Genomic DNA, 21,691 nt, shown 5'->3' on the forward strand with positions numbered 1-21,691 from the left:
GGAATCGCCATGCACGCTTTACCGATTGCCAATACCCTGGAACGTCGGCGGGCCTTCCGGAGCTTTCTCGGGGTCAGCCCGGCGCTGATCGCCATCGGCCTGTTCCTGATCGTGCCGATCCTGATCGTCATCGGTTACTCGTTGATGGAGGCCAACCCCTACGGTGGGGTGAACAAGGTATTGAGCAGTGACGCCTACACCTCGTTGCTGTTCGAACGACAACTGGATGACAGCCTGGCCTTCGCCGACTCCTACCTGATCATTGCCCTGCGCTCCATCGGCATCGCCGGGCTGACCACCCTCATCACTTTGCTGATCGGTTTTCCGGTGGCGGTGTGGTTGGCCATGCAGCCGCCCCATCGTCGTGGTCTGCTGATCTTTCTGATCACCGTGCCGTTCTGGGCCAACCTGTTGATCCGCACCTATGCGTGGATTCTGCTGCTGCGCAATACCGGGGTGATCAACAACAGCCTGATGGGCCTCGGAGTGATCGACCAGCCGCTGCAACTGCTCTACACCGACGGCGCGGTGCTGCTGGGGCTGGTTTACACCTACGCACCCTTCGTCGTACTGCCGATCTACGCCACCCTGGAAAAAATGGACATCCGCCTGCTCGAAGCGGCTCAGGACCTCTACGCCGGACGCATTCGAACCTTGCGCAAGGTGGTGTTGCCGATCGCCAGGCCGGGGATTCTCGCCGGCGCCATTCTCACTTTCGTGCCTTGCCTGGGCGCGATGATCGCCCCGGAACTGCTCGGTGGCGGCACGCGGATGATGCTCGGCAACCTGATCTTCCGGCAGTTCAGCGATGCGCGTAACTGGCCATTCGGCGCGGCCCTGTCGCTGGTGCTGATGGCGGCGGTGATGTTGGTACTGACGGTTTATGCCCTGCGTGCCGAGCGCCAGCGCATCGCCAAAGGAGGTGCGTGATGATCAGCCTGTTCAAACGCAACACGCTGGGTGTGCAGGATTTCCCGGGCTTCGGCGGTTTCAGTTTTCTGTTCTACCTGTACCTCTACGCGCCGATCGTGGTGCTGGTGGTGTTCTCGTTCAACGCCAACCAGTCGGCCACGGTGTGGACCGGTTTCAGCCTCGACTGGTATCGCGCGGCCTTCGCCAACCAGGCCCTGCGCCAGGCGGCCGGCAACAGCCTGTTGATCGCGGTCTGCGCCAGCATGGTCGCCACGGCCATCGCCACCCTCGCCGCCCTCGGCACTTCACGGGGTGCGAAGTTCAAGGGCCTGCAACTGTCCATGGGCGCGATCATGTTGCCCCTGGTACTGCCGGAAATCGTGGTCGGCGTCGCCACCCTCGCGCTGTTCTCCACCATCGGCCTGTCCCTGGGCTACGGCAACCTGATCATCGCGCACACCGTGTTCTGCATTCCGTTTGCCTTTCTGCCGATACGGGCACGCCTGAACGACATGGACCTGTCCCTGGAACAGGCCTCGGCCGACCTGTATGCCGGCCCGTGGCGGACCTTCCGCAAGGTCACCCTGCCGCTGCTGATGCCGGGGATTTTCTCCGGGCTGATGCTGGCCTTCATCGTGTCGCTGGATAACTTCGTGATCTCGATGATGGTCTCCCAGGCCGGCACCACGACCTTGCCGATTTTCATCTTCGGCCTGTTGCGCATGGGCGTGACACCGGACGTCAACGCCGTCTCGACCCTGATCCTGGGCGTCTCGGTGCTGTTCGTCACGCTCTCTTATCTGCTGGGCAAAAAGAAAACCTGAACCTTCTACGTACTGTGGGGAAATAGCATGAGCAAGTTGATTGCAAGCATCGGCACTTCGTTGTTCCTGACTTTACCGCTGACCATGGCCGGCAGCGTTCAGGCCTCGGAAAAACTCAACGTGGTGAGTTGGAGCGGTTACTTTTCGCCGGAGATTCTCGCCAAATTCCAGAAGCAGACCGGCATCGAAGTCACCGTTGACTCCTACGATTCCAACGAAACCCTGCTGGCCAAATTGAAGCAGGGGGGTGCCGGTTATGACGTGGCGATACCGTCGCACCAGTTCGTGCCGATCCTGATCAAGGAAAAACTGCTGGAGCGTTTCGACCCGGTCAACCAGCCCTACTACGCCAGCGTCGTCGACAACCTGAAAAAACCCACCTGGGACCCGGAAGGCGCCTACTCCGTGCCGTTCATCTGGGGTACCACCAGCGTGGTGCTCAACACCGAGCGCTACAAGGGCCCCACCGACAGCCTCAAGGTGCTTTACGAGCCACCGGCCGAGCTGCAAGGGCGGATCAACATGTTCGACTCGGTCAGCGACGTGGTGGACATGGCCAGCCTGTACCTGAATATCCCGCTGTGCAGCGAAGACCCGAAGCAGATGCAGCAGGTTCTGACCCTGCTCAAGGCGCAGAAACCCTTCGTCAAGACCTATAGCTCCAAGGCCGGCTCGATCCGCGAAAACCTCGCCTCGGGTGAAATCGACATGTCGACCTTCTGGGGCGGCTCGTCGATGCGCGCCCGGGAGATGAAACCGAGCCTGAAATACCTGTACCCGAAAGAAGGTGTGCTGGCCTGGGTCGACAACATGGTCATCCCGACCGGCAGCAAGAACCCGGCGAACGCCAAGGCCTTCATCGCGTTCCTCAGCCAGCCTGAAAACGCGGCGATGACCCAGAACTTCCTCAAGCACCAGAGCCCGATCAAGGGTGTGGAGCCGTTCCTTGATGCGAGCCTCAAGGACGCGCCGGAACTGCACATTCCCGAAGGCACCAACGTGGTGTTCAGCAAGACTTGCGGCGAAGGCGCGATCCGCCTGGCCGACCGTCTCTGGACCAACCTGATGCGTTGATCTCTACCGCCCCGACGCGATGGCGGGGCGTTTTTCCAGCCGTCTGAAAGGCCGCTTGCAATGAACTCTAATAACATCAGCGAACTGGTCCTGTTGCAGGCCCACGAGCTCGCCGAACGCATCCGCCTGCGCCAGGTTTCCTGCCGGGAAGTGATGCAGACTTATCTTGCCCATATCGAACGCTTCAACCCGCAGGTCAATGCGCTGGTGAGCCTGCAAGCGCCAGAAGACCTGCTGGCCCGGGCCGATATCCGCGATGCCGAACTGGCGAAAGGCCAATACCGTGGCTGGATGCACGGCCTGCCCCACGCCATCAAGGACTTGTCCCTGACCCGTGGCATCCGCACCACCCTGGGTTCGCCGCTGTACAAGGACTTCATCCCCGAGCGCGACGGCATCATGGTCGAGCGGATCAAGGCCGCCGGCGCGATCATCATCGGCAAGAGCAACACCCCGGAATTCGGCCTCGGCTCGCAAAGCTATAACCCGCTGTTCGGCGCGACCGGTTGTGCCTACGACCCGAGCAAGACCGCAGGCGGCAGCAGCGGTGGCGCGGCGGCGGCGCTGGCCATGCACCTGGTGCCGGTGGCCGACGGCAGCGACATGATGGGCTCACTGCGCAACCCGGCGGCCTTCAACAACATCTTCGGGTTCCGTCCGTCCCAGGGCCGCGTGCCCTTCGATGACAGTGCCGACCTGTTTATCGACCAACTCGGCTACGAAGGCCCCATGGCTCGCAGCGTGCGCGATGCGGCGTTGCTGTTGTCGGTGCAGGCCGGGGCCGATGCGCGGGCGCCACTGTCCATTGCCCAGCCCGGCAGCGTCTTTGCGGCACCGCTGGGTCGAGACTTCAAAGGCACGCGTCTGGGCTGGCTCGGCGACTTCAACGGCTACCTGCCGATGGAGCAAGGCATCCTCTCGCTGTGCGAGAAGGCCTTTGTCGACTTCGAAAGCCTGGGTTGCCACATTGAACCGGTTCAGTCCGAATTCGCGCCAGAGAAGCTGTGGAGCAGTTGGCGGACGTTGCGTCACTGGATGGTCGCCGGTTCGTTGGGTGCGACTTATGCCGACCCGCAAAAACGTGCGCTGTTGAAACCGGAGGCCTGCTGGGAAGTGGAAAACGGCCTGAAACTCTCGGCCACCGACGTGTTTGCCGCCTCGGTGACGCGCAGCGACTGGTATCGGGCGATCTCCAGGCTGTTCGAAAAATACGACTACCTGCTGCTGCCCAGCGCCCAGGTGTTCCCGTTCGATAAAACCCAACCGTGGCCCGCCGCCATCGAGGGCGTGACCATGGACACTTATCACCGCTGGATGGAGGTGGTGATTCCCGGCACCTTGTCCGGCTGCCCGGTGGCCAACGTACAGGTCGGCTTCAACGCCAGCGGCCTGCCCATGGGCCTGCAAATCATCGGCCGGCACCAGGCCGACTTCGCCGTCCTGCAACTGGCGCACGCGTACGAACAGGCCAGTCGCTGGTTCCAGCGCTGCCCTTCACCCCTGCTCAGAGGATAGATTTTGATAAACGGTTGAAAGCGCAGAGAAATATTTTAGATTTATGCTTGACGCATCCCCGTTACCGGTGAATAATGCGCGCCACTTGGCTACATAGCTCAGTTGGTTAGAGCATAGCATTCATAATGCTGGGGTCCGGGGTTCAAGTCCCTGTGTAGCCACCAAGTACTAAAAACGGCTTACCGCAAGGTAAGCCGTTTTTTTATGCCTCGAGAAAAGTACGCTACGGCGACAGGAAATCCTGTGCCGCCGTATTGAAGTTGTCGCATCGGATTTCGAATGGCTGCCAAGGCAGACAGGGGCAGGCCCCTACGCCCGTTGGCAGCAGAAACGTCATTGTCCGCGAAGGCGCTCGATGAAACCTGCGATTCGGCCACAGGCATCACTGAGCGCTGCGTCGGAGACCGTGAACGAGATGCGTACGAAGCCCGTGGTACTGGCGCCAAAAGCGCTGGCATCGAGTACGGCAACACCGGTTTCACGGAACAGTTGCCAGGCAAAGTCCGTGCTCGACAAGCCCGTCTCCCGCACATCCACCAGCATGAACATGCCCGCCTCAGGCACCTTGCACTTGAGCAGCGGCACGTGGCGCAATCCTTCGACCACCAGGTCTCGGCGCCGACGGTAAAGAGCCCGCCCTTCCCCGACCACTTGCTCATCCAGCTCCAGTGCCTTGAGCGCGGCGGCCTGAATGAACCCCGGCAAGCCGTAGAGCATGCACAGCAACAGGTTATCGAGGTGGCCGATCAGCTCTTGCGGTCCCACCACCCAGCCTACCCGCCAGCCGGTCATGGCATGGGATTTGGACAGACTGTTAAGCACCACGGTGCGCTCGGCCATGCCCTCAAGGGTGGCCACACTCTGGTGCGGACGGTCATAGGTCAGCTGACCGTAAACCTCGTCGCTGATGACCCACAGGTTATGGCGTTGAGCAATCAGCGCAACGGCCTCCAGCTCCTCGCGGGTGTAGACGTTGCCGGTGGGATTGTTCGGCGTGGCCAAGGCGATGCCACGGGTCTTGTCGGTCACCACCGCTTCCAGCGCGGCCAGGGTCAGGCGGAAGTCTTCTTCGGCCGGCTGGGCAATCGGCACCAGGCATGCACCTGAAGCCTGGATGCTCGCCGCGTACGTCAGGTACATGGGTTCCGGCACCAGCACTTCATCGCCTTGTTCGAACAGGCACATGGCCGTGGCATACAAACCGTTCTGTGCGCCGGCCACCAGCGCCACGTTGTCGGCGGACACCGGCTGGCCGAGCAACGCCGACTGCTTGGCGGCAATCGCTTCGCGCAGGGCCGGGCGACCGATCACGTGGGTGTAATGGGTGTCGCCCTCATTGATTGCCTGAACCGCTGCCGCGCATATTTCATCGGCAGTGGCGAAATCCGGATCGCCGATGCTCAACACGATCGCATCTTCACCGCGAGCCTGTGCATCACAGGCTGCGTAGTGAATGTCCCAGGCGGTGACGGTTTCGCCACTGATGCGTTTGACCATGGACGAATATTTCATATGACACTCCTTATGAGCCCTTGGGCCGATGTGTCCATCGACCTTGAAGTCAGGCCTGACGTTGCGGCGTTTTGCCTATCCGGGCAAAACCTTGCTCAATGACAATCGCCAGGATGATGTAGATCACCGCCACCACCAGCAGCGGCTCATAGACACGTAATGTTTGCGAACGTACCAGGTTTGCCGCGCCCAGCAAGTCGGTAACCGCCACGGTCGAGGCCAGCGCCGTGGCCTTGAGCAGCATCACGCTTTCCCCGGCCAATGTCGGGCGCAGCATCTGCAAGGCGCGCGGCATCCACACCCGGCGCAACACCAGCCAGGGGCGCATGCCATAGGCCCGCGCGGCTTCCAGTTCGCCACGCGGTACCGCGCGCAAGCCACCGCGCAACACTTCACCGACGTACGCGGAAACGCTCAAGGTCAGCGCGAACGCCACGTACCAGAAGCCTTCTCGCAAGTACGGCCAGAACATGCTGCCGCGAATCAGCGGGAAGGTCGCAAAAACACTGCCCACGCCGTAGTACAACACGTAAATCTGCACCAGCAGTGGCGTCCCCCGCAGCACGCTGGTGTAAAAGCGCAGGCCGTTGGACAGCAAGCGGTTCTTCGACAAGCGCCCCAGCGCCACGAGCACCGCCATGAAAAAGCCGATAACCCCCGAGATCAGCAACAGCTGCAGGGTCAGTCCGGCGCCCTTGACCAGCTCCTGGTAAAAATTGCCCAGCCAATGAAAGTCCATGCTCGCCCTCCCCTTATGCGTGCCGTGGCATCCAGCGTTCGAAGCGCACTTCGACCCGCCGGAAGACCGAGCTGGAAACCAGCGTGATCAAGTAATAGAACGCTGCCACGGCGAGGTAAAACAGCAAATAGTGCTTGGTCGATGCCGCCGCCTGGCGACCCGCTGTCAGCAATTCGCTGTAACCCACGACGCTGATCAAGGCGCTTTCCTTGACCAGCACCAGCCACAGGTTGGATAACCCGGCGATCGCGAAGGGCAGCATGCACGGCAGGATCACCCTCCTCACCAGCAAACTGCGGGAGATTCCGTAGGCGCGCGCCGCTTCAATCTGACCGTGGGGGATGGACTCGATCGAACCGCGAATGATTTCCCCCGAATAGGCACCCTGCACAATGCCCAGCACCACCACGGCAGCCATGAACCCGTTGATCTCGACGCTCGGCTGGCCGAATGCGGCCAGCGTCAGGTTGATCAGATCGGCACCGGCGTAGTAGAGCAGCAGGATCAGCAGCAATTCCGGCACCGCGCGGTAGAGCGTGGTGTAGCAATTGGCGCAAACGACCATCCAGCGCGGCCCCTTGAGCTTGACCATGGCCACGACCAGGCCGATGGCCAGCCCCAGGACAAAGGCCCCCAGGGAAATCCCCAGGGTCTTGACCATCCCCTGGGCCAAGGCCTGGAGCCAGCCATCGCTGAAGAACAGCCGGGAAATATCAGAAAGTGTCATGAGCACACCTGCGTTGGGTTTGCCGGAAGAAGCTGATTACTCAAGGGCCGAGATATCAGACTTGAAGTAGCGCTCACGGATCTTTTCGTAGCTGCCGTCGGCACGCAGCGATTGCAGCGCCACGTTCAAACGCTCGCGCAGGGCATCGTTGCCTTTGCGCACACCCGCGCCCACACCATCGCCAAACAGCGGGTCAAGCGGAGCCACGCCCTTGCTGGCGAGCATTGAGTTGTCGGGGTTGTCCAGCAGCGGCTCAACCACCAATTGGTCGGCCAACATGATGTCGACGCGACCACTGCGCAGGTCCGCGAGGATGTCGTCCTGGTCGTTGTAATAACGGATGGTGGAGGTTTCGCCGTAGTACTTTTTGACGAACGCGGCGTGGGTGGTCGAACCCTGCACACCAATGATCTTGCCCTTGAGGCCGGCCGGGGTCGGCTCGAGCTCCATGCTGCGATCACCGATCCACAGTGCGCGGGTGAAGAAGTACGGCTGGGTGAAATCGATCACTTGCTGACGCTCGGGAGTGATCGACAACGAGTTGAGCACCACGTCCACCTGTTGCGACTTCAGGGCCGGAATCAGGCCGTCCCAGGACATTTCGTTAAGGCTGCAATCGGCCTTCATGCGCTCGCAGACTGCGGTGATCATCTCCGGTTCAAAGCCACTCCACTCGCCCTTGCCGCTCTTGAAGGAGAACGGCGGGTAAGGTTCCAGGGCGATACCAAACACCAGTTTGTCAGCAGCGAACGAGGTGCTGGCGATGCCGGCCAGCAGGCAGGCTTGCAGGGTGATCAACAGAGTTCTCTTCATGTCTTGATGCCTCTTTTCAGGTTGTAGTTATCGAGGTGAAAACATCAGTGCGGGTTATCCGCGATTGTCCTGGGCCATCACGAATTGACGGCAACGCTCACTGCGTGGATCGAGCAATACCTGCTGCGGCGTACCTTCTTCTTCGATCCGGCCTTGATGCAGGTAGATGACCTTGCTCGACACATCGCGGGCGAAGGCCATTTCGTGGGTGACCAGAATCATCGTCCGCCCCTCTTCGGCGATGCCCTGAATCACCCGCAACACTTCGCCCACCAGCTCAGGGTCCAGGGCCGAGGTCGGCTCATCGAACAGCATCACTTGCGGGCGCATGGCCAGGGCCCGGGCAATCGCTACGCGCTGTTGCTGGCCACCGGACAGAAACGAGGGATACACGTTTCGCTTGTCGATCAGGCCGACTTTTTCCAGCAAGTGCTCGGCATGCGCCGTGGCTTCCTTGCGGTCCTCGCCAAGTACGTACACCGGCGCTTCGATAACGTTTTCCAGCACGGTGCGGTGGGGCCACAGGTTGAAACTCTGGAACACCATGCTCAAGCGCGTGCGCAGACGCTCGACCTGACGCGGATCGGCGATCTGCGCGACGCCACCACGCCCTGACTTCAAACGCACTTCCTCGCCGTTGATTCTCAGGCTGCCGCTGCAAGGGATTTCCAGCAGGTTGATGCAACGCAGCAAGGTACTTTTGCCCGAACCACTGGAACCGATCAGTGAGACCACCTCGCCCTCTTTGGCGCGCATCGAAATGCCCTTGAGCACGTGGTGATCGGCATAGCTCTTGTGCAGGTCATCGATGGCAACGACTGCGGTGTCCGTGTGTGACTGGGGGATATTCACGTGGGTGAGTGCTTGCACGTCTGGATCCTCGAATTCTGATTGTTCAGGCAGGCCGGGCAACGCCACGACTATTCGTCGTCGCGCGCCGGGATCCACCACTCTTCACCACGTACGGTGCGTATGTACTCCGGCCAGCGGAAGCGATGAGGGGCTTGAAAGTCGGCCGGCAATAGCGGCGCCTGCCAGTGCTCGCCACCGATGCCGCCGCCGGTGCGCTGGTTGAACTCGTCCGTGGCAGCCTTCAGCAGGTCTTCGTTGCAGAACAGGTCGAGCAAGGTGTTGGCAATGGTTTTCGCCGCCACCTCGATCATCGGGTCGATGGTCTGCGGTATGCCGCCCAGGGCATTGGAGACCCAATCCGGGTACACGTGGCCGGCGGGAGCGCTGAGCATCGGGCGGGCCACCAGCAGACGCACGGTCGGGCAATGCCAGGTGTATTCGGGGTAGTCGTCGGAGGTCAGGTACTTCTGCCATGCCGGCATTTGCAGGCGCATCTGCCGTTCGCATTCCTGCGGGTCGATCAGTTGTTCAGTGGCTGGCAGGAAGGGCTCCGCCATCGGTTCCAGGCCGAGATTGCTCTGGATCTGGCGGGCAATGTCACAGGCCTCGGCGCCCCAATGCGGTGCGCCGACGGCGGCCAGGTTGCTGTACGTCGCACGCGCCAGCACGTGGTTGGGCAGCCCCCCACGGGACTTGCAGACCCAGGTCTTTTTCCACTGGCAACCGGTGGCCATCGCTGCAGCGGCGGCGTTGTTATCCATCACCTTGGAAATGGTTTCGGCCTGCTCGATCGAGTCGCAACGCAGCAGGTACTGGATCTGTGACAGGTGCGGTGGCAGGTTGTCTGCGGTGGCCTGCCCGGCCGTCAGGATGGCCTCGTTGTAACTCCACAAACCGGTGAACGGCAGGGTCGAACGGCGCAGGCTTTCGTTGAGGTTGTAGAAGTGCATCAGCGCATCGTTGGCGCCCGGTGCCCGCGCAGCCAGGTGATTCTGCGGGATCGGACTATAGCGGTCGGCGGCAATCCAGTGTTCCGGGTCTTCGCAGGTGAAGCTGTAGATGTAGGCGTAAGCAATGCCGCAATGGGTATCCCAGGTGGTGGTGTTGTTCAGCGGCAACATGTAGGTGGGGTGAAAGCTGATCGCCGCATCCAGGTTGTCGTAGTAACCCTTGGCCGCGTGTACGGGTTTGGACGCACGGAGCTTTTCCGCCGGCTCACCAAAGAAACGAATGGTGCCCTCGATGCCGAACTCAAGCATCGCCGCCTTCGCCGCGAGCACCCCGCCCAACGCGCTGATGCCGAGCGCAGAATGCGGGTCGGTGTGGCCAGGAGCGAATCGCGACAAACCTTCGCGGGGCATCTTGCGGGTGGTGGCAGCCTGGCAGTTACCGGGGACCGCATCGTATTCGGCGTAGGTTGCCAGCACCGGTCCCTGGCCATTACTGAAGGTTGCGCAAAACGCGGTGGGCATGCCGCCGCTGTTTTCTTCGACGGTGAAACCTTCCTTGCGCAACAGATCCACATACCAGGCACAGGACTTGTACTCGCGAAACGCTGGCTCCGCGTAGTGCCAGATGATCTGGTGCCAATCCGATAACTGCTGGCGATGCTGGTCGATCCACTTCAGGGCAAATCTCTTCTGCAATTCCATGCGGTTCACTCCTAACGGTTCAGCAAATGGCGGCTCAGGCAGACAGAAAAGCGGCGGCGTCCAGTTCCAGCAGAATCGGCTGACGGATGTGGGCCTGGCTGGCAAGTACCTCGCGCAACTGCTCAAGGCTGCTTATGGCGATGTGGGCGACGTGGCAGGACTTGGCCAACGCGGCAAAGTCCGGTGGCAGGATGTCCACGCCCAATGGGGGAATATCGCGGTTGGTCATGTAGTCGCGGATTTCGGCATAGCAGTGGTTGTTCCACAGCACCACGATCACCCCCAACTCTGCTTCACGGGCAGCGATCAGTTCGGCACTGGAGAACTGCACGCCGCCATCGCCGACCACCGCCACCACGGGACGATCGGGCGCGGCGAGCTTGGCGCCGATGGCCGCCGGCAAGCCGTAACCCAAAGTGCCAAAGCCGGTGCCGGCGTTGAACCAGCTGTTGGCTTGCGGGGCGCGATAACCCAGCGCGCCCTGATACACCGGCTGGGTCGAATCGCCGACCACGATCGGCGCGGGCAGACTGTCGCGCAGGGTGTCGAGCATCTGCTGCATGACGTTCTGCTTGCTGCTCCAGCCGGACCGTTCGGCAGCGTTGACCTGTGCCACACGCTGATAGGCCCAGTCGCTGGCGGCGGCTTCAGGCACTGCCGCCAGGAGCGCTTGCAGCCCTTGCCCGGCATCGCCCAGCAAGCCCACGTCGGCGCGAGCCACCCCCAATATCTGCAAGGGATCGATGTCCAGGCGAATCAGCGGCGCATTGAGTGACAGCGGGCCCAGACCAAAGAAGTCGTAATCGGTTTCCCCCAATTCGGTACCGACTGCCAATACCACGTCGGCTTCGGCAAACAGTGCACGGCCATGAGCCGACGACTGCACCCCGTCGAGCAACAGCGGGTGCTCCGGCGCAAGCAGGCCACGGGCATTGGTGGTGAGAGCGACCGGCGCCTGCAACTTTTCCGCCAGTGCCTGCACCAGCGGGCCTGCGCCTCGGGCGCCGCCACCGACGAGGATCAACGGCTTGCGCGCCGTCGCCAGCAGCTTCACCGCCGCCGCAATATTCGCGGCAGCCGGCGCCGGGGCTTGCGGCAAGCTACGTGGGCGCAGGTCGAGGTTGTCGGCCGGCATTTCCAGCACGTCCAACGGAATTTCGATGTGCACTGGACGCGGGCGGGCACAACCGAACAGCGCGAAGGCACGGGCAAGCACTTCCGGCAATTCCTCGGGCCGCTGCAAGGTATGGCTGAAGGCGCAGACCCCGGCAACCACTGCACGCTGGTCGGGCATTTCATGCAGGTAGCCATGGCCCAGGCGTTGATGTTCGCGGCGGCTGGTGGTGGAAATCACCAACATCGGCACCGAGTCGGCGTAGGCCTGGCCCATGGCGGTGAGGATGTTTGTCATCCCGGGGCCGGTAATGATGAAGCATACGCCAGGCTTGCCGCTGGCCCGGGCGTAGCCGTCCGCCATGAAGCCTGCACCCTGTTCGTGACGCGGACTGATGTGGCGCAGAGAACTGCCGTGCAGCCCGCGATAAAGCTCGACCGTGTGCACACCGGGAATGCCGAACACCGACTCCACGCCGTAGCCTTCAAGTAACCGGACGAGCGCCTGGGCACAACTGGTCATGCGAGCACCTCTTTATTCTTATTGGGAATGCCAGGCTCACAGAGACCTGAACCGAGGGCCCTAGTATTGGTGACGAAACGATTACATCAATCGAAATAAATTTGCGTCACTGTCAAATTTTATTGAACGGTCTTATAGCGCATTTCGGCGTGTCGCTGCCGGTCAATGGATCATTTTGCTCACCTGTGACGGGTAAATTATTCGATTGATGGGGCCACTCATTTTCATAAAGATGAAACCCTCGGCACTTGCCCCTCTGTCTCAAGGAACGCTTTATGCGCGTCGAGCATCAGCCCCTGTTGACCCGCACCCCCTGTACCCAGCGGCACCTGATCAGCTTCCATTACGGCCGGCCGGGACGCGCCGGCAAGGTTTATCTGCAAGCCAGCCTGCACGCCGACGAATTGCCCGGCATGCTGGCACTGCATCACCTGCGTGGAATGCTCGACAGTGCCGAGGCTCGCGGACAGATTCTCGGGGAGATCGTGCTGGTCCCCATCGCCAATCCGATTGGCCTCGAACAGACCTTGATGCACGACGCGATGGGGCGTTTCGATTTCAACAGCGGTGAGAATTTCAATCGCCGGTATCCTGATTTGGCCGAGACAATCAGAGATCGGCTGGCCCATGAGCTGACCGGGGATGCCGATGAAAACCGGCAGATCATTCGGCGCGCCATGGCCAGTGCCCTGAAACAGATCCGCCCGAGCAGCGAGATCGACTCGATGCGCCAGGCACAATTGCTGCTGGCCCACGACGCCGACTTCGTCCTCGACCTGCATTGCGATGCCCAGGCCGTGGTTCACCTGTACGGAGAAACGCCCTGTTGGTCGCAGATCGAACCGCTGGCACGCTACATCGGCGCACAGGCCAGCCTGCTGGCCAGCGGTACGGGCGCCGGTTCGTTTGACGAGGCTTGCGGTCAACCCTGGTGGCGCCTGGCCGAAGCGTTTGCCGGGCGCTTTCCGATCCCTTCCGGCTGCGTCGCCGCTACCGTCGAGTTACGCGGTGAAGCGGATGTCGATCATGCATTGGCCCGCGTCGATGCCGCCGCCCTCTACGCCTTCCTGCAACACCGGGGCATCCTCGCCGGCACACCGCCGCCGATGCCCGCCCTGCTCCAGCCCGCAACGCCCTTCGACGGCTCGCTGACCTTGCGCGCCCCCTGCGCCGGGCTCGTGGTATTCCTGCACAAACCCGGCGCGTGGATCGAGCGTGATGAACCGGTGGTGCACGTCATAGACCCCATCACTGGCGCTACGCAGGTTGTATGCAGCTCCATCCGTGGCGTGATGTACATGCGCAGTGCGATTCGCTTTGCGGCGGCGGGGGTTGAATTGTGCAAAGTGGCCGGGGCTACGGCACTCGAAGGCGGCGTAATGGTTTCGGCGTGATGGTGCCGCGGTCACAGGCCAGCCTGGACCGCGGCCATCGGCCACTGAGGGGTGTCAGTTGCGAACCGTCGGTAATGCCGACAACGCCCGCTCCCAGATCTGCCAGGTGCGCAGCCAGACCATCGCCTGCCAATCGGCGTCGGCGGGATAGAACTGCTCAAGCAGATTCAGCTTGATCTCGCGCCCCGTTGCGTCATTCGGGTTGCCGTGCAGATGCAGCCAGTGATCATCGCGCAGATGACGGTGAACGTCCGGTCCCGGATAAGTCCCGCACTCAATGACAAACGGCATCAGGCGCACCTGCGGCAGTGCATTGATCAGCGCCTGCGAGGTGTAGCCGGTGGCCGTTGCCGCCACACCGGTTTCGCTGACGGTGTCGGCGCCGGTTTGCAGGCTGTAGAGCCACGGGCCATAAATCGCCTGCGCATCCGACAACGCCGGATAGGCGGACTCGGTGATGGTCAACAACATCGGATGACCGTACTCGCCAGCGCCGGTGTGCAAGTCGAAACACATGGCGACCTCGGCATGGGCCACGTGCGTTTGCACGATCTTGTGCAATGTACGGTTCGACCAGCTCGGCGCCAGCCCGCCGAAAAACAGGCCATCGGGATGAGCATGCTGACCGCCCTCGACAATCGACATGACTGCCGGCCAGCCGTGCAGGTGAATCTGCTCGTCGAGCAAGGCATCGGCACGATCACGATCCGGGCCGTGCAGCTGCGGGCAGGCATAGATTTCATGCAGGGCGTTGTAGGCCTGGTTGTCTGGCAGCGGTCGCTGGAAATCCAGGTGATTGCGGTTCAGATCGATGTTGTCTTCGTTGACCCGGCGCAACCACGCCATGCCCCAGGGGTTGATGGCATGGATCATGACCACGGCGACATCCGTTGGCAGGCAGCGCTTGCCCAACTCCTGCAGCCATTTGATCTGGCAGCCCGAACCATAGAAGCCTTCGACCCCGTGAGTGCCGCTCAACGCGATCAGCAGCCGCTTGGCGCCCGGATCACCCAGCACCGCCACATCGGTGCTCAGGGGTTCGCCGAACGGCCCTTTGAGCGGGTGTGGATACTCCGTCAGCGTTGCGCCTGCCGTGGTCGCCGCGGCCAGGAATTGTTCACGCTGGGTGCGATAGCTGGAATGGGTGGGGAACTCGGTTTGCATGTCTGCCTCTTGTTGATTTACCGGCCTGCCTGTTGGCAACGACCCTACAGAAAATTCCGCCATTGATGAAGGACAAAAACATCGGTGCCGCCGGACCCGGTTTGCGTCCCTCCCGGTCGGCCGATAAAGTCCACTGATCGTAGATCCAACGGACGGAGTACCCCACGTGTTCTCAACCTACCCTTTGCGCCGCTATCGCCTGCCAGCCCTGTTTCTGCTCGCCAGTACCCTGACCCTGACCGCGTGCAACAACGCTTCGGTGCCGACGCTGCCGCTTGCACCGGAAAGCGCTTCCGGCTTGCGCACCGACCTGAAAACCCAACACGCCGAGAAATACATGGCAGCGGCGGCCAACCCGCTGGCGGCCGAAGCCGGGCGGGAGATGCTGCGCCGGGGCGGCTCGGCCATCGACGCGGCGATTGCGATGCAAGCGGTGTTGACGCTGGTTGAGCCACAGTCTTCGGGCATCGGTGGCGGCGCATTGATCGTACTCTGGGATGGTAAGGCCGTGCGCACCTACGACGGGCGTGAAACCGCCCCGGCCGGCGCCACCGAGAAGCTTTTCCTGCAACCCAACGGACAACCGATGGGGTTCACCCAGGCGCAGATCGGAGGCCGCTCGGTGGGCACGCCCGGCGTATTGCGCGCCCTGGAACTGGCCCATCAAAAACACGGACGCCTGCCTTGGGCGCAGCTGTTTGAACCGGCCATCCGGCTCGCCGAGCAAGGTTTTGCCATTTCACCTCGATTGCACCAGTTGATCGCTGCGGATTCGTCCATGCCGCGCTCACCGGAAATGATGGCTTACTTTCGCAATGCCGATGGCAGCCCAAAAGCCGTCGGCACAAACCTGAAGAACCCGGCCCTGGCCGCCGTGTTCAAACGCATCGCCCATGAAGGCCCGGATGCCCTGTACAAAGGCCCGATCGCCGAGGAAATTGCGACCAAGGTTCAGGGTCACACCAACCCCGGCAGCCTGTCCCTGACCGACCTCGCCAACTACCAGGCCAAGGAGCGCGCGCCGCTGTGCACCGACTACAAGCGCTGGCAAGTTTGCGGCATGCCGCCGCCGTCATCGGGCGGGATCGCCGTGGCGCAGATCCTCGGCACGCTGCAAGCCCTGGAGACTCGCGACAAGCGCATGGCGCTGGCACCGCTGAAACCGGTCAAGACCACCGCCCCGGCCGGTATCGAACCCGACCCGCAAGCCGTGCACCTGATCTCTGAAGCCGAACGCCTGGCCTACGCCGACCGCGCTCAGTACGTCGCCGATTCCGACTTTGTACCCGTGCCGGTCAAGGGCCTGGTCGACCCGGCTTACCTGGCCAGCCGCGCCGCCCTGATTGGCGAACGCAGCATGGGCACGGCCAAACCCGGCACTCCGCCGGGCATCCGGGTGGCCTATGCGCCAGACCGTTCGCCGCTGCGGATTTCCACCTCGCAGGTGGTGGCCGTCGATGACGCCGGCGGTGCCGTGTCGATGACCACTACCATCGAATCGGCGTTTGGCTCGCACATCATGGTTCAGGGTTTCATGCTCAACAACGAGATGACCGACTTCTCGTTCATCCCCGAGGAAAACGGGCAAAAAGTCGCCAACCGCGTCGAGCCCGGCAAACGCCCGCGCTCCTCCATGGCCCCGACCCTGATCTTCGACCGCCAGAGCGGCGAATTCCTCGCCACCGTCGGCTCCCCCGGCGGCTCGCAAATCATCGAATACGTGGCCAAATCCACCATCGGCCTGCTCGACTGGAACCTCGATGCGCAAGCCGCCATCAACCTGCCCAACTTCGGCAGCCGCAACGGCCCCACCGAACTGGAACTGGGCCAGTTCAGCCCGATGCTGATTCAGGCGCTGAAAGACAAAGGGCACAGCGTGAGCGAGATCGACATGACCAGCGGCACCCAGGCGATTGTTCGGGTCAAGGACGCCCAAGGCAAAGCGTCGCTGACAGGCGGGGCCGATCCGCGGCGTGAGGGGCAAGCGTTGGGGGATTGAGTCGTACGCGGCGTTTTTTTATGCCTTTGAATCAAAAGATCGCAGCCTGCGGCAGCTCCTACAGGGAAACGCATTCCAATGTAGGAGCTGCCGCAGGCTGCGATCTTTTGATCTTTGCTATTAGGCCGTCAACGAATAGATCAACGCCGTAATCGCCACCAGGCCCACCGCCGTCGCTCCCGGTCGTTCAAGCCTAACGTTGCAATGCAATGAGAAAGGGCTTACCGGTGGGTAGGCCCTTTGTTTATGAGCAAGTCGCTATCGACTGATCTTCAACCCCTGCCGAACCTGGTGCTTCTCCAGCGCCAGCTCGATCAGTCGCGTCACCAGTTCGCTGTAGGTCATGCCGGTGGCCTGCCACAGTTTCGGGTACATGCTGATGCGGGTGAAGCCGGGCAGCGAGTTGATTTCGTTGATCAGCACTTCACCGGAGTCGGTCAGGAACACGTCGACTCGGGCCAGGCCGGAACAGCCCAGGACCTGGAACGCTTCGACGGCCAGGGCGCGAATGCGCTCGCTGGCCTCGACGCTGATGTTGGCCGGCACCACCACTTCAGCCGCCGTGTCGTCGATGTACTTGCTGTCGTAGGAATAGAACCCGCTGCGCACCACGATCTCGCCGCAGCCACTGGCAATGGCGTCTTCATTGCCGAGCACCGCGCATTCAATCTCGCGGCCGCTGACGGCAGATTCGATCAACACCTTGGTATCGAAACTCAAGGCCAGTTCCACCGCTGCACTGTACTCGGCCTCGTTGGTGACCTTGCTCACACCCACGGAAGAGCCCTGGTTGGCCGGTTTGACGAACAGCGGCAAACCCAACTTGCCCCGCACCTCGGCAAACCCGGTGCGCGCCGCCATGGCGCGGGTCAATGTCACGAACGGCGTCACGGCCAGGCCGGCATCGCGCAGCAGGCGCTTGCTGATGTCCTTGTCCATGCACACGGCCGAGCCGAGCACATCGGAGCCGACAAACGGCAGATCGGCCATGCGCAGCAAGCCTTGCAGGCAACCGTCTTCTCCGAGGGTGCCGTGGACAATCGGGAAGATCACATCGACGTGACCGAGCATTTCCTGGCTGGAGGTTTCCACCAATTGCTGACTGGCTTTGCCCGGTACCACGGCCAGTTCGCGATTGGACTGATTGAGGGCGATCAGCGCCGGGTTTTCCTGGTTCAGCAAAAAGTTGGAGGGGTCGTTGAGGTGCCAGTGGCCTTGTTTGTCGATGCCGATCAACACCGGCTCGAAGCGTGAGCGATCCAGCGCATCGACGATATTTTTCGCCGATTGCAACGACACCTCATGCTCGGCCGAACGGCCTCCGAAAATGATCCCCACGCGCAACTTGCTCATGACCTGGCCTCATACTGAAAAATAAACAACGACCTGTAGCGAATGCGCCCCACAGTGCAGTATTTGCCCTTGGTTTTCTAGCGGGCAAACCGCCATCCGATCAGAAGACAGCGAACCGTTGGCTGAGATACCGTATTGCGCATCAAACTCAAGACGATCATCACCATGGCCAAGCGTCCGCCTAGCAATGACTGGTTCCTTCGCGCGCCCGATGTCGGCGGGCTGCAGCGTTTCGAGGCGTTTTTTGCCAGCCATGGCTATGATCTGCACCGCCACGACACCTATGCCATCGGTCATACCCTGGCCGGGGTGCAGAGCTTTCAGTATCGCGGCGGCTGGCGTCACAGCCTGCCGGGCGCAACGATCGTACTGCACCCGGACGAAGCCCACGATGGCGAGGCCGGCACCGAGTCCGGTTTCCAGTACCGGATGATGTACATCGAACCGGCGCTGATCCAGCAGATGCTCGGTGGGCAAGCGCTGCCATTCATCAAGACCGGGCTATCGAACGATCCCCGCCTGTTCGCCGCCACGGGCGCGTTGCTGCGCAGCCTGGATTGCCCGCTCGATCCACTGGAAGAACAGGACGCGCTGTTCGATCTGGCGCAAGCCATGAGCACGGTTTCCGCCGCGGCGGGCAAACGCTCGGGTTTCGATTACGTGGCCGCGCAGCGTGCGCGGGAATACATCCACGGCGCCCTGGATCGCACCGTGACCCTGGATGAACTGGCGCAGCACAGCGCTCGGGATCGCTGGAGCCTGTCCCGGGATTTTCGCCTGTTGTTCGGCACCAGCCCCTACCGCTATCTGACCATGCGGCGCCTGGACCTGGTCCGTGCGCTGCTGATCCAGGGTCAGAGCCTGGTCAGCGCCGCGCTGATCGCAGGCTTCACCGACCAGAGCCACATGACCCGGCAATTTAGCAAGACCTACGGCCTGTCACCGGCCCGCTGGATCAACATGCAGCGCCGTTGAGCCACGCACAATCGTACAAGAAGCGCGTTGAGTCGCTGGCTATCGTGGGTTCACCAACCACCGCGAGAGCTGTTTCATGAATGCTTACGAAAGCCTGAACTTCGCTGAAAAAATCAGCCGGATCGATTCCCACTGGTCGCCCCGGGTCATCGCCGAAATGAACAACTACCAGTTCAAGGTGGTGAAGTTGCTGGGGGACTTTATCTGGCACGACCACCTCGATACCGACGAAACCTTCATCGTGCTCGAAGGCCGGTTGCGCATCGATTTTCGCGATGGTCACGTGCTGGTGAACGCCGGGGAAATGTACGTGGTACCCAAAGGCGTCGAGCACAAGCCTTGTGCCGAGCAGGCGGTAAAACTCCTGCTGATCGAACCCAAGGGCGTGCTCAATACCGGCAGCGAAGGTGGTGAGCGCACGGCCGAGAATGATGTGTGGATTTGAGCGCTGACCGACTCAAGCCTGCAAGGTCTTGCCGTCCACCGGCTCGCCAATGGTCAGGAAGTGCCCGCCCGCCACGTGGTGCAAGGTGCGCAAGGCATCTTGCCCTTCGAAGTGCCAGCGGCCTTCGCTGAACACACGTTCGTCTGCCTGGGCGGCAATCACTTCGGCCAGGAACAGATCGTACTGCTGGTGGTTGTTCGGCTCCGGCAACAGGCGACACTCCAGCCAGGCCACACAGCCTTCGAGCATCGGCGCATCGACCGACTCGCCGGTGAACGTCTGCAGGTCGTAGGTCTCAAACTTGTCGCGCCCCTGGCCCCGGGTCAATTCCAGGCCGGAGGTCGAACCGACGGTTTGCACAATGTCGGCCTGGGCGGCGCAGGGAACATTCAGCACAAAGGTGCCCGAGGCTTCCAGCAACTGGCGAGTCCAGGTGGACTTGTCCAGCACCACGGCAATTTTCGGGGGGTCGAAGTCCAGCGGCATGGCCCAGGCTGCCGCCATGATGTTGCGCTGGCCATCGTGGGCTGCGCTGACCAGCACGGTCGGGCCATGATTGAGCAGACGATAGGCCTTGGACAAGGGAACCGGACGGCGGAGGGAAGCGCTCATGGAAGTCTGCTCCTGGGGGAAAAGAGCCGATTGTAGCGCCCACGTAACCCTGTGGGAGCGGGCTTGCTCGCGAAGGTGTCAGTTCAGTCACAGTTGCGTTGAATGACACACCGCTTTCGTCGGAACGCCGCCCGGAGCAAGCCCTCTCCCACCAAGAGCGGATAGCAGGTCAGTTAGTGAGTTGATTGGCAAACTGCCCCACCGCATTGACCACTTTCTGCGCGCCGTCCTGGATCTCGACAATCACCGCCCCCGCTTCCGCCGCCAGCGCCAGGCCTTGCTCGGCCTGAAGCTTGCCGTCGGTCATCAGGGCCACGGCGTTGCGCGCCATGTCCTGGTTCTGCCGGACCACAAGGACGATTTCATCGGTGGCCTGGCTGGTGCGCGAAGCCAGTTGCCGGACCTCATCCGCTACCACGGCGAAGCCCCGCCCTTGCTCGCCCGCACGCGCCGCTTCGATGGCCGCGTTGAGCGCCAGCAGATTGGTCTGCTCGGCAATGCCGCTGATGGTTTTGACAATGGTACCGATCACCAGCGACTGCTCGTTCAGGGCTTCGATGCCATCACCGGCGGTTTGCATATGCCTGGCCAGGTCGCGCATCACGTCCACGGCCTGGGTCACCACGGCATTACCGCGCTGGGCGCTTTGGTCGGTTTGCTGCGAGGTGCTGTAGGCGATGTTGGCGGCCTCGGCGACGGCTTGTTCCTGATTGACCTGGTCGGTAATCACCGTGGCGAACTTAACCACCTTGTAGAGATTATTGTTGGCATCGACCACCGGGTTGTAGGACGCCTCCAGCCAGACCGTACGACCATGGCTGTCGACCCGTTTGAAACGGTTGGCCACGAATTCGCCCGCGTTCAGGCGACGCCAGAAGTCCTGGTACTCGGCACTGTTGTAATCCGCCGGCTCGCAGAACATGCGGTGATGTTTGCCCTTGATCTGCGCCAGGCTGTAACCCATGCCACTAAGGAAGCGGTCGTTGGCGCTCAGCACATTGCCATTGAGGTCGAATTCGATCACCGCCGTGGAGCGCACCAGCGCGCCGATCAGGTTCTCGTGTTCGCGGGAGGCCTCGATGGTGCGGGTCAGGTCGCTGGAGAAAATCGAAAAACACCTGATCCGCCCATCCGCCGAGCGCACCGGTTGCAGGATCGAACGCAGCCACGCCTCCTGGCCGGTACCGCGCAACAGGCGCACCGCGCCAGCGAAGTGCTCGCCACGGGTCAGCGCGTTTTTGAAACGCAGCTGGAATTCATCGGATTTCACGTGATCCGGGACCAGGTCGTCGATGTGCCGGCCAATCAGGTCGCCGCTCTTGTAATGCATTTCGCCAAGGAAGTTCTGATTGACCGACTGAACCCGTCCATCGCTGTCGAGGGTCAGCACCAGCATCTCGCTTTCCAGACTGTCCTTCACTTGCTGAAGGCTGGAGAGTTCTTCACGAAGAGCCGACAGCTCCTGCTTCAAGCGTTTATTGAACATGGGAAAG

19 protein-coding genes, 1 tRNA gene and 1 pseudogene are annotated in these 21,691 nt (G+C 61.7%); 9 read left to right on the forward strand and 12 right to left on the reverse strand.

From position 1 onward, the window contains the following. The first annotated feature begins 9 nt into the window (after positions 1 to 9). The 5 genes from AB4O40_RS12885 (at position 10) to AB4O40_RS12905 (ending at position 4,489) form a co-directional block, all read left to right on the forward strand. On the forward strand, positions 10 to 930 hold the full coding sequence (locus AB4O40_RS12885; RefSeq protein WP_223540958.1) for an ABC transporter permease: 921 nt from the start codon (positions 10 to 12) through the stop codon (positions 928 to 930). Beyond that, on the forward strand, positions 930 to 1,736 hold the full coding sequence (locus AB4O40_RS12890) for an ABC transporter permease (protein ID WP_056726284.1): 807 nt from the start codon (positions 930 to 932) through the stop codon (positions 1,734 to 1,736). The genes AB4O40_RS12885 and AB4O40_RS12890 overlap by 1 nt, the downstream gene beginning before the upstream one ends. 27 nt (positions 1,737 to 1,763) lie before the next feature. Next, on the forward strand, positions 1,764 to 2,810 hold the full coding sequence (locus tag AB4O40_RS12895) for an ABC transporter substrate-binding protein (RefSeq protein ID WP_056726285.1): 1,047 nt from the start codon (positions 1,764 to 1,766) through the stop codon (positions 2,808 to 2,810). 60 nt (positions 2,811 to 2,870) lie between these two features. Further along, the gene (locus tag AB4O40_RS12900) at positions 2,871 to 4,325 is read left to right on the forward strand and encodes an amidase (protein ID WP_056726286.1); all 1,455 of its coding nucleotides are present in this window, start codon (positions 2,871 to 2,873) and stop codon (positions 4,323 to 4,325) included. 87 nt (positions 4,326 to 4,412) lie between these two features. Beyond that, positions 4,413 to 4,489: transfer RNA gene (locus tag AB4O40_RS12905), tRNA-Met, on the forward strand. A gap of 169 nt (positions 4,490 to 4,658) precedes the next feature. On the opposite strand, the gene AB4O40_RS12910 is transcribed toward AB4O40_RS12905, so the two are convergent. Genes AB4O40_RS12910 through AB4O40_RS12940 form a run of 7 tightly spaced genes read right to left on the reverse strand, consistent with a single transcriptional unit; the run spans position 4,659 to position 12,256 of the window. Continuing rightward, positions 4,659 to 5,837, reverse strand: coding sequence for a pyridoxal phosphate-dependent aminotransferase (locus AB4O40_RS12910; RefSeq protein ID WP_056726287.1), 1,179 nt, complete (start codon positions 5,835 to 5,837; stop codon positions 4,659 to 4,661). Positions 5,838 to 5,886: 49 nt separating this feature from the next. Next, positions 5,887 to 6,576 carry an ABC transporter permease gene (locus AB4O40_RS12915; protein WP_056726288.1) on the reverse strand — a complete coding sequence of 230 codons (690 nt, stop codon included), beginning with the start codon at positions 6,574 to 6,576 and terminating at the stop codon, positions 5,887 to 5,889. A 13-nt stretch (positions 6,577 to 6,589) separates the two neighbouring features. After that, on the reverse strand, positions 6,590 to 7,303 hold the full coding sequence (locus tag AB4O40_RS12920; RefSeq protein WP_056726289.1) for an amino acid ABC transporter permease: 714 nt from the start codon (positions 7,301 to 7,303) through the stop codon (positions 6,590 to 6,592). 36 nt (positions 7,304 to 7,339) lie between these two features. Beyond that, entirely contained in the window at positions 7,340 to 8,116 is a 777-nt protein-coding gene (locus tag AB4O40_RS12925; protein ID WP_056726290.1) for a transporter substrate-binding domain-containing protein, read from the reverse strand. Positions 8,117 to 8,170: 54 nt separating this feature from the next. Beyond that, the gene (locus AB4O40_RS12930) at positions 8,171 to 8,986 is read right to left on the reverse strand and encodes an ABC transporter ATP-binding protein (protein ID WP_409078423.1); all 816 of its coding nucleotides are present in this window, start codon (positions 8,984 to 8,986) and stop codon (positions 8,171 to 8,173) included. Between the two features lie 50 nt (positions 8,987 to 9,036). After that, positions 9,037 to 10,620 carry a zinc-binding metallopeptidase family protein gene (locus AB4O40_RS12935; protein ID WP_056726291.1) on the reverse strand — a complete coding sequence of 528 codons (1,584 nt, stop codon included), beginning with the start codon at positions 10,618 to 10,620 and terminating at the stop codon, positions 9,037 to 9,039. A gap of 34 nt (positions 10,621 to 10,654) precedes the next feature. Continuing rightward, positions 10,655 to 12,256 carry a 5-guanidino-2-oxopentanoate decarboxylase gene (locus AB4O40_RS12940; protein WP_056726292.1) on the reverse strand — a complete coding sequence of 534 codons (1,602 nt, stop codon included), beginning with the start codon at positions 12,254 to 12,256 and terminating at the stop codon, positions 10,655 to 10,657. Between the two features lie 275 nt (positions 12,257 to 12,531). Between AB4O40_RS12940 and AB4O40_RS12945 the strand changes: the two genes are divergently transcribed. Next, positions 12,532 to 13,650: a succinylglutamate desuccinylase/aspartoacylase family protein gene (locus AB4O40_RS12945; protein WP_056726293.1), complete on the forward strand. Its 1,119-nt coding sequence runs from the start codon at positions 12,532 to 12,534 to the stop codon at positions 13,648 to 13,650. A 54-nt stretch (positions 13,651 to 13,704) separates the two neighbouring features. On the opposite strand, the gene AB4O40_RS12950 is transcribed toward AB4O40_RS12945, so the two are convergent. Next, a complete protein-coding gene (locus AB4O40_RS12950; RefSeq protein WP_056726294.1) occupies positions 13,705 to 14,814 on the reverse strand; it encodes a DUF2817 domain-containing protein in 1,110 nt (369 codons plus the stop codon). Positions 14,815 to 14,980: 166 nt separating this feature from the next. Between AB4O40_RS12950 and ggt the strand changes: the two genes are divergently transcribed. Further along, the gene (ggt, locus tag AB4O40_RS12955; RefSeq protein WP_460054251.1) at positions 14,981 to 16,813 is read left to right on the forward strand and encodes a gamma-glutamyltransferase; all 1,833 of its coding nucleotides are present in this window, start codon (positions 14,981 to 14,983) and stop codon (positions 16,811 to 16,813) included. 258 nt (positions 16,814 to 17,071) lie between these two features. Here the strand turns inward: ggt and ddlA are convergent, their stop codons facing one another. Continuing rightward, positions 17,072 to 18,166, reverse strand: coding sequence for a D-alanine--D-alanine ligase (gene ddlA, locus AB4O40_RS12960; RefSeq protein WP_056726296.1), 1,095 nt, complete (start codon positions 18,164 to 18,166; stop codon positions 17,072 to 17,074). A gap of 165 nt (positions 18,167 to 18,331) precedes the next feature. Here ddlA and AB4O40_RS12965 point away from each other — a divergent pair, with 165 nt between their 5' ends. Together AB4O40_RS12965 and AB4O40_RS12970 are read left to right on the forward strand one after the other, a co-directional pair. Then, positions 18,332 to 19,141 carry an AraC family transcriptional regulator gene (locus AB4O40_RS12965; RefSeq protein ID WP_460058109.1) on the forward strand — a complete coding sequence of 270 codons (810 nt, stop codon included), beginning with the start codon at positions 18,332 to 18,334 and terminating at the stop codon, positions 19,139 to 19,141. 76 nt (positions 19,142 to 19,217) lie between these two features. After that, positions 19,218 to 19,586 (forward strand): cupin domain-containing protein, encoded by a 369-nt coding sequence (locus AB4O40_RS12970; protein ID WP_460054248.1) that lies wholly within the window; start codon positions 19,218 to 19,220, stop codon positions 19,584 to 19,586. 12 nt (positions 19,587 to 19,598) lie between these two features. Here the strand turns inward: AB4O40_RS12970 and AB4O40_RS12975 are convergent, their stop codons facing one another. The 3 genes and pseudogenes from AB4O40_RS12975 to AB4O40_RS12985 form a co-directional block, all read right to left on the reverse strand. Beyond that, positions 19,599 to 20,198, reverse strand: coding sequence for a flavin reductase family protein (locus AB4O40_RS12975; protein ID WP_460054246.1), 600 nt, complete (start codon positions 20,196 to 20,198; stop codon positions 19,599 to 19,601). 169 nt (positions 20,199 to 20,367) lie between these two features. Next, a complete protein-coding gene (locus AB4O40_RS12980) occupies positions 20,368 to 20,976 on the reverse strand; it encodes a methyl-accepting chemotaxis protein (protein WP_236709753.1) in 609 nt (202 codons plus the stop codon). Continuing rightward, positions 20,956 to 21,684: pseudogene (locus AB4O40_RS12985) on the reverse strand (PAS domain-containing protein); the annotation flags it as partial. The pseudogene AB4O40_RS12985 and the gene AB4O40_RS12980, both read right to left, overlap by 21 nt. Between the last annotated feature and the right edge of the window lie 7 nt (positions 21,685 to 21,691).

This window comes from Pseudomonas sp. S2_F07 (genome assembly GCF_054668325.1).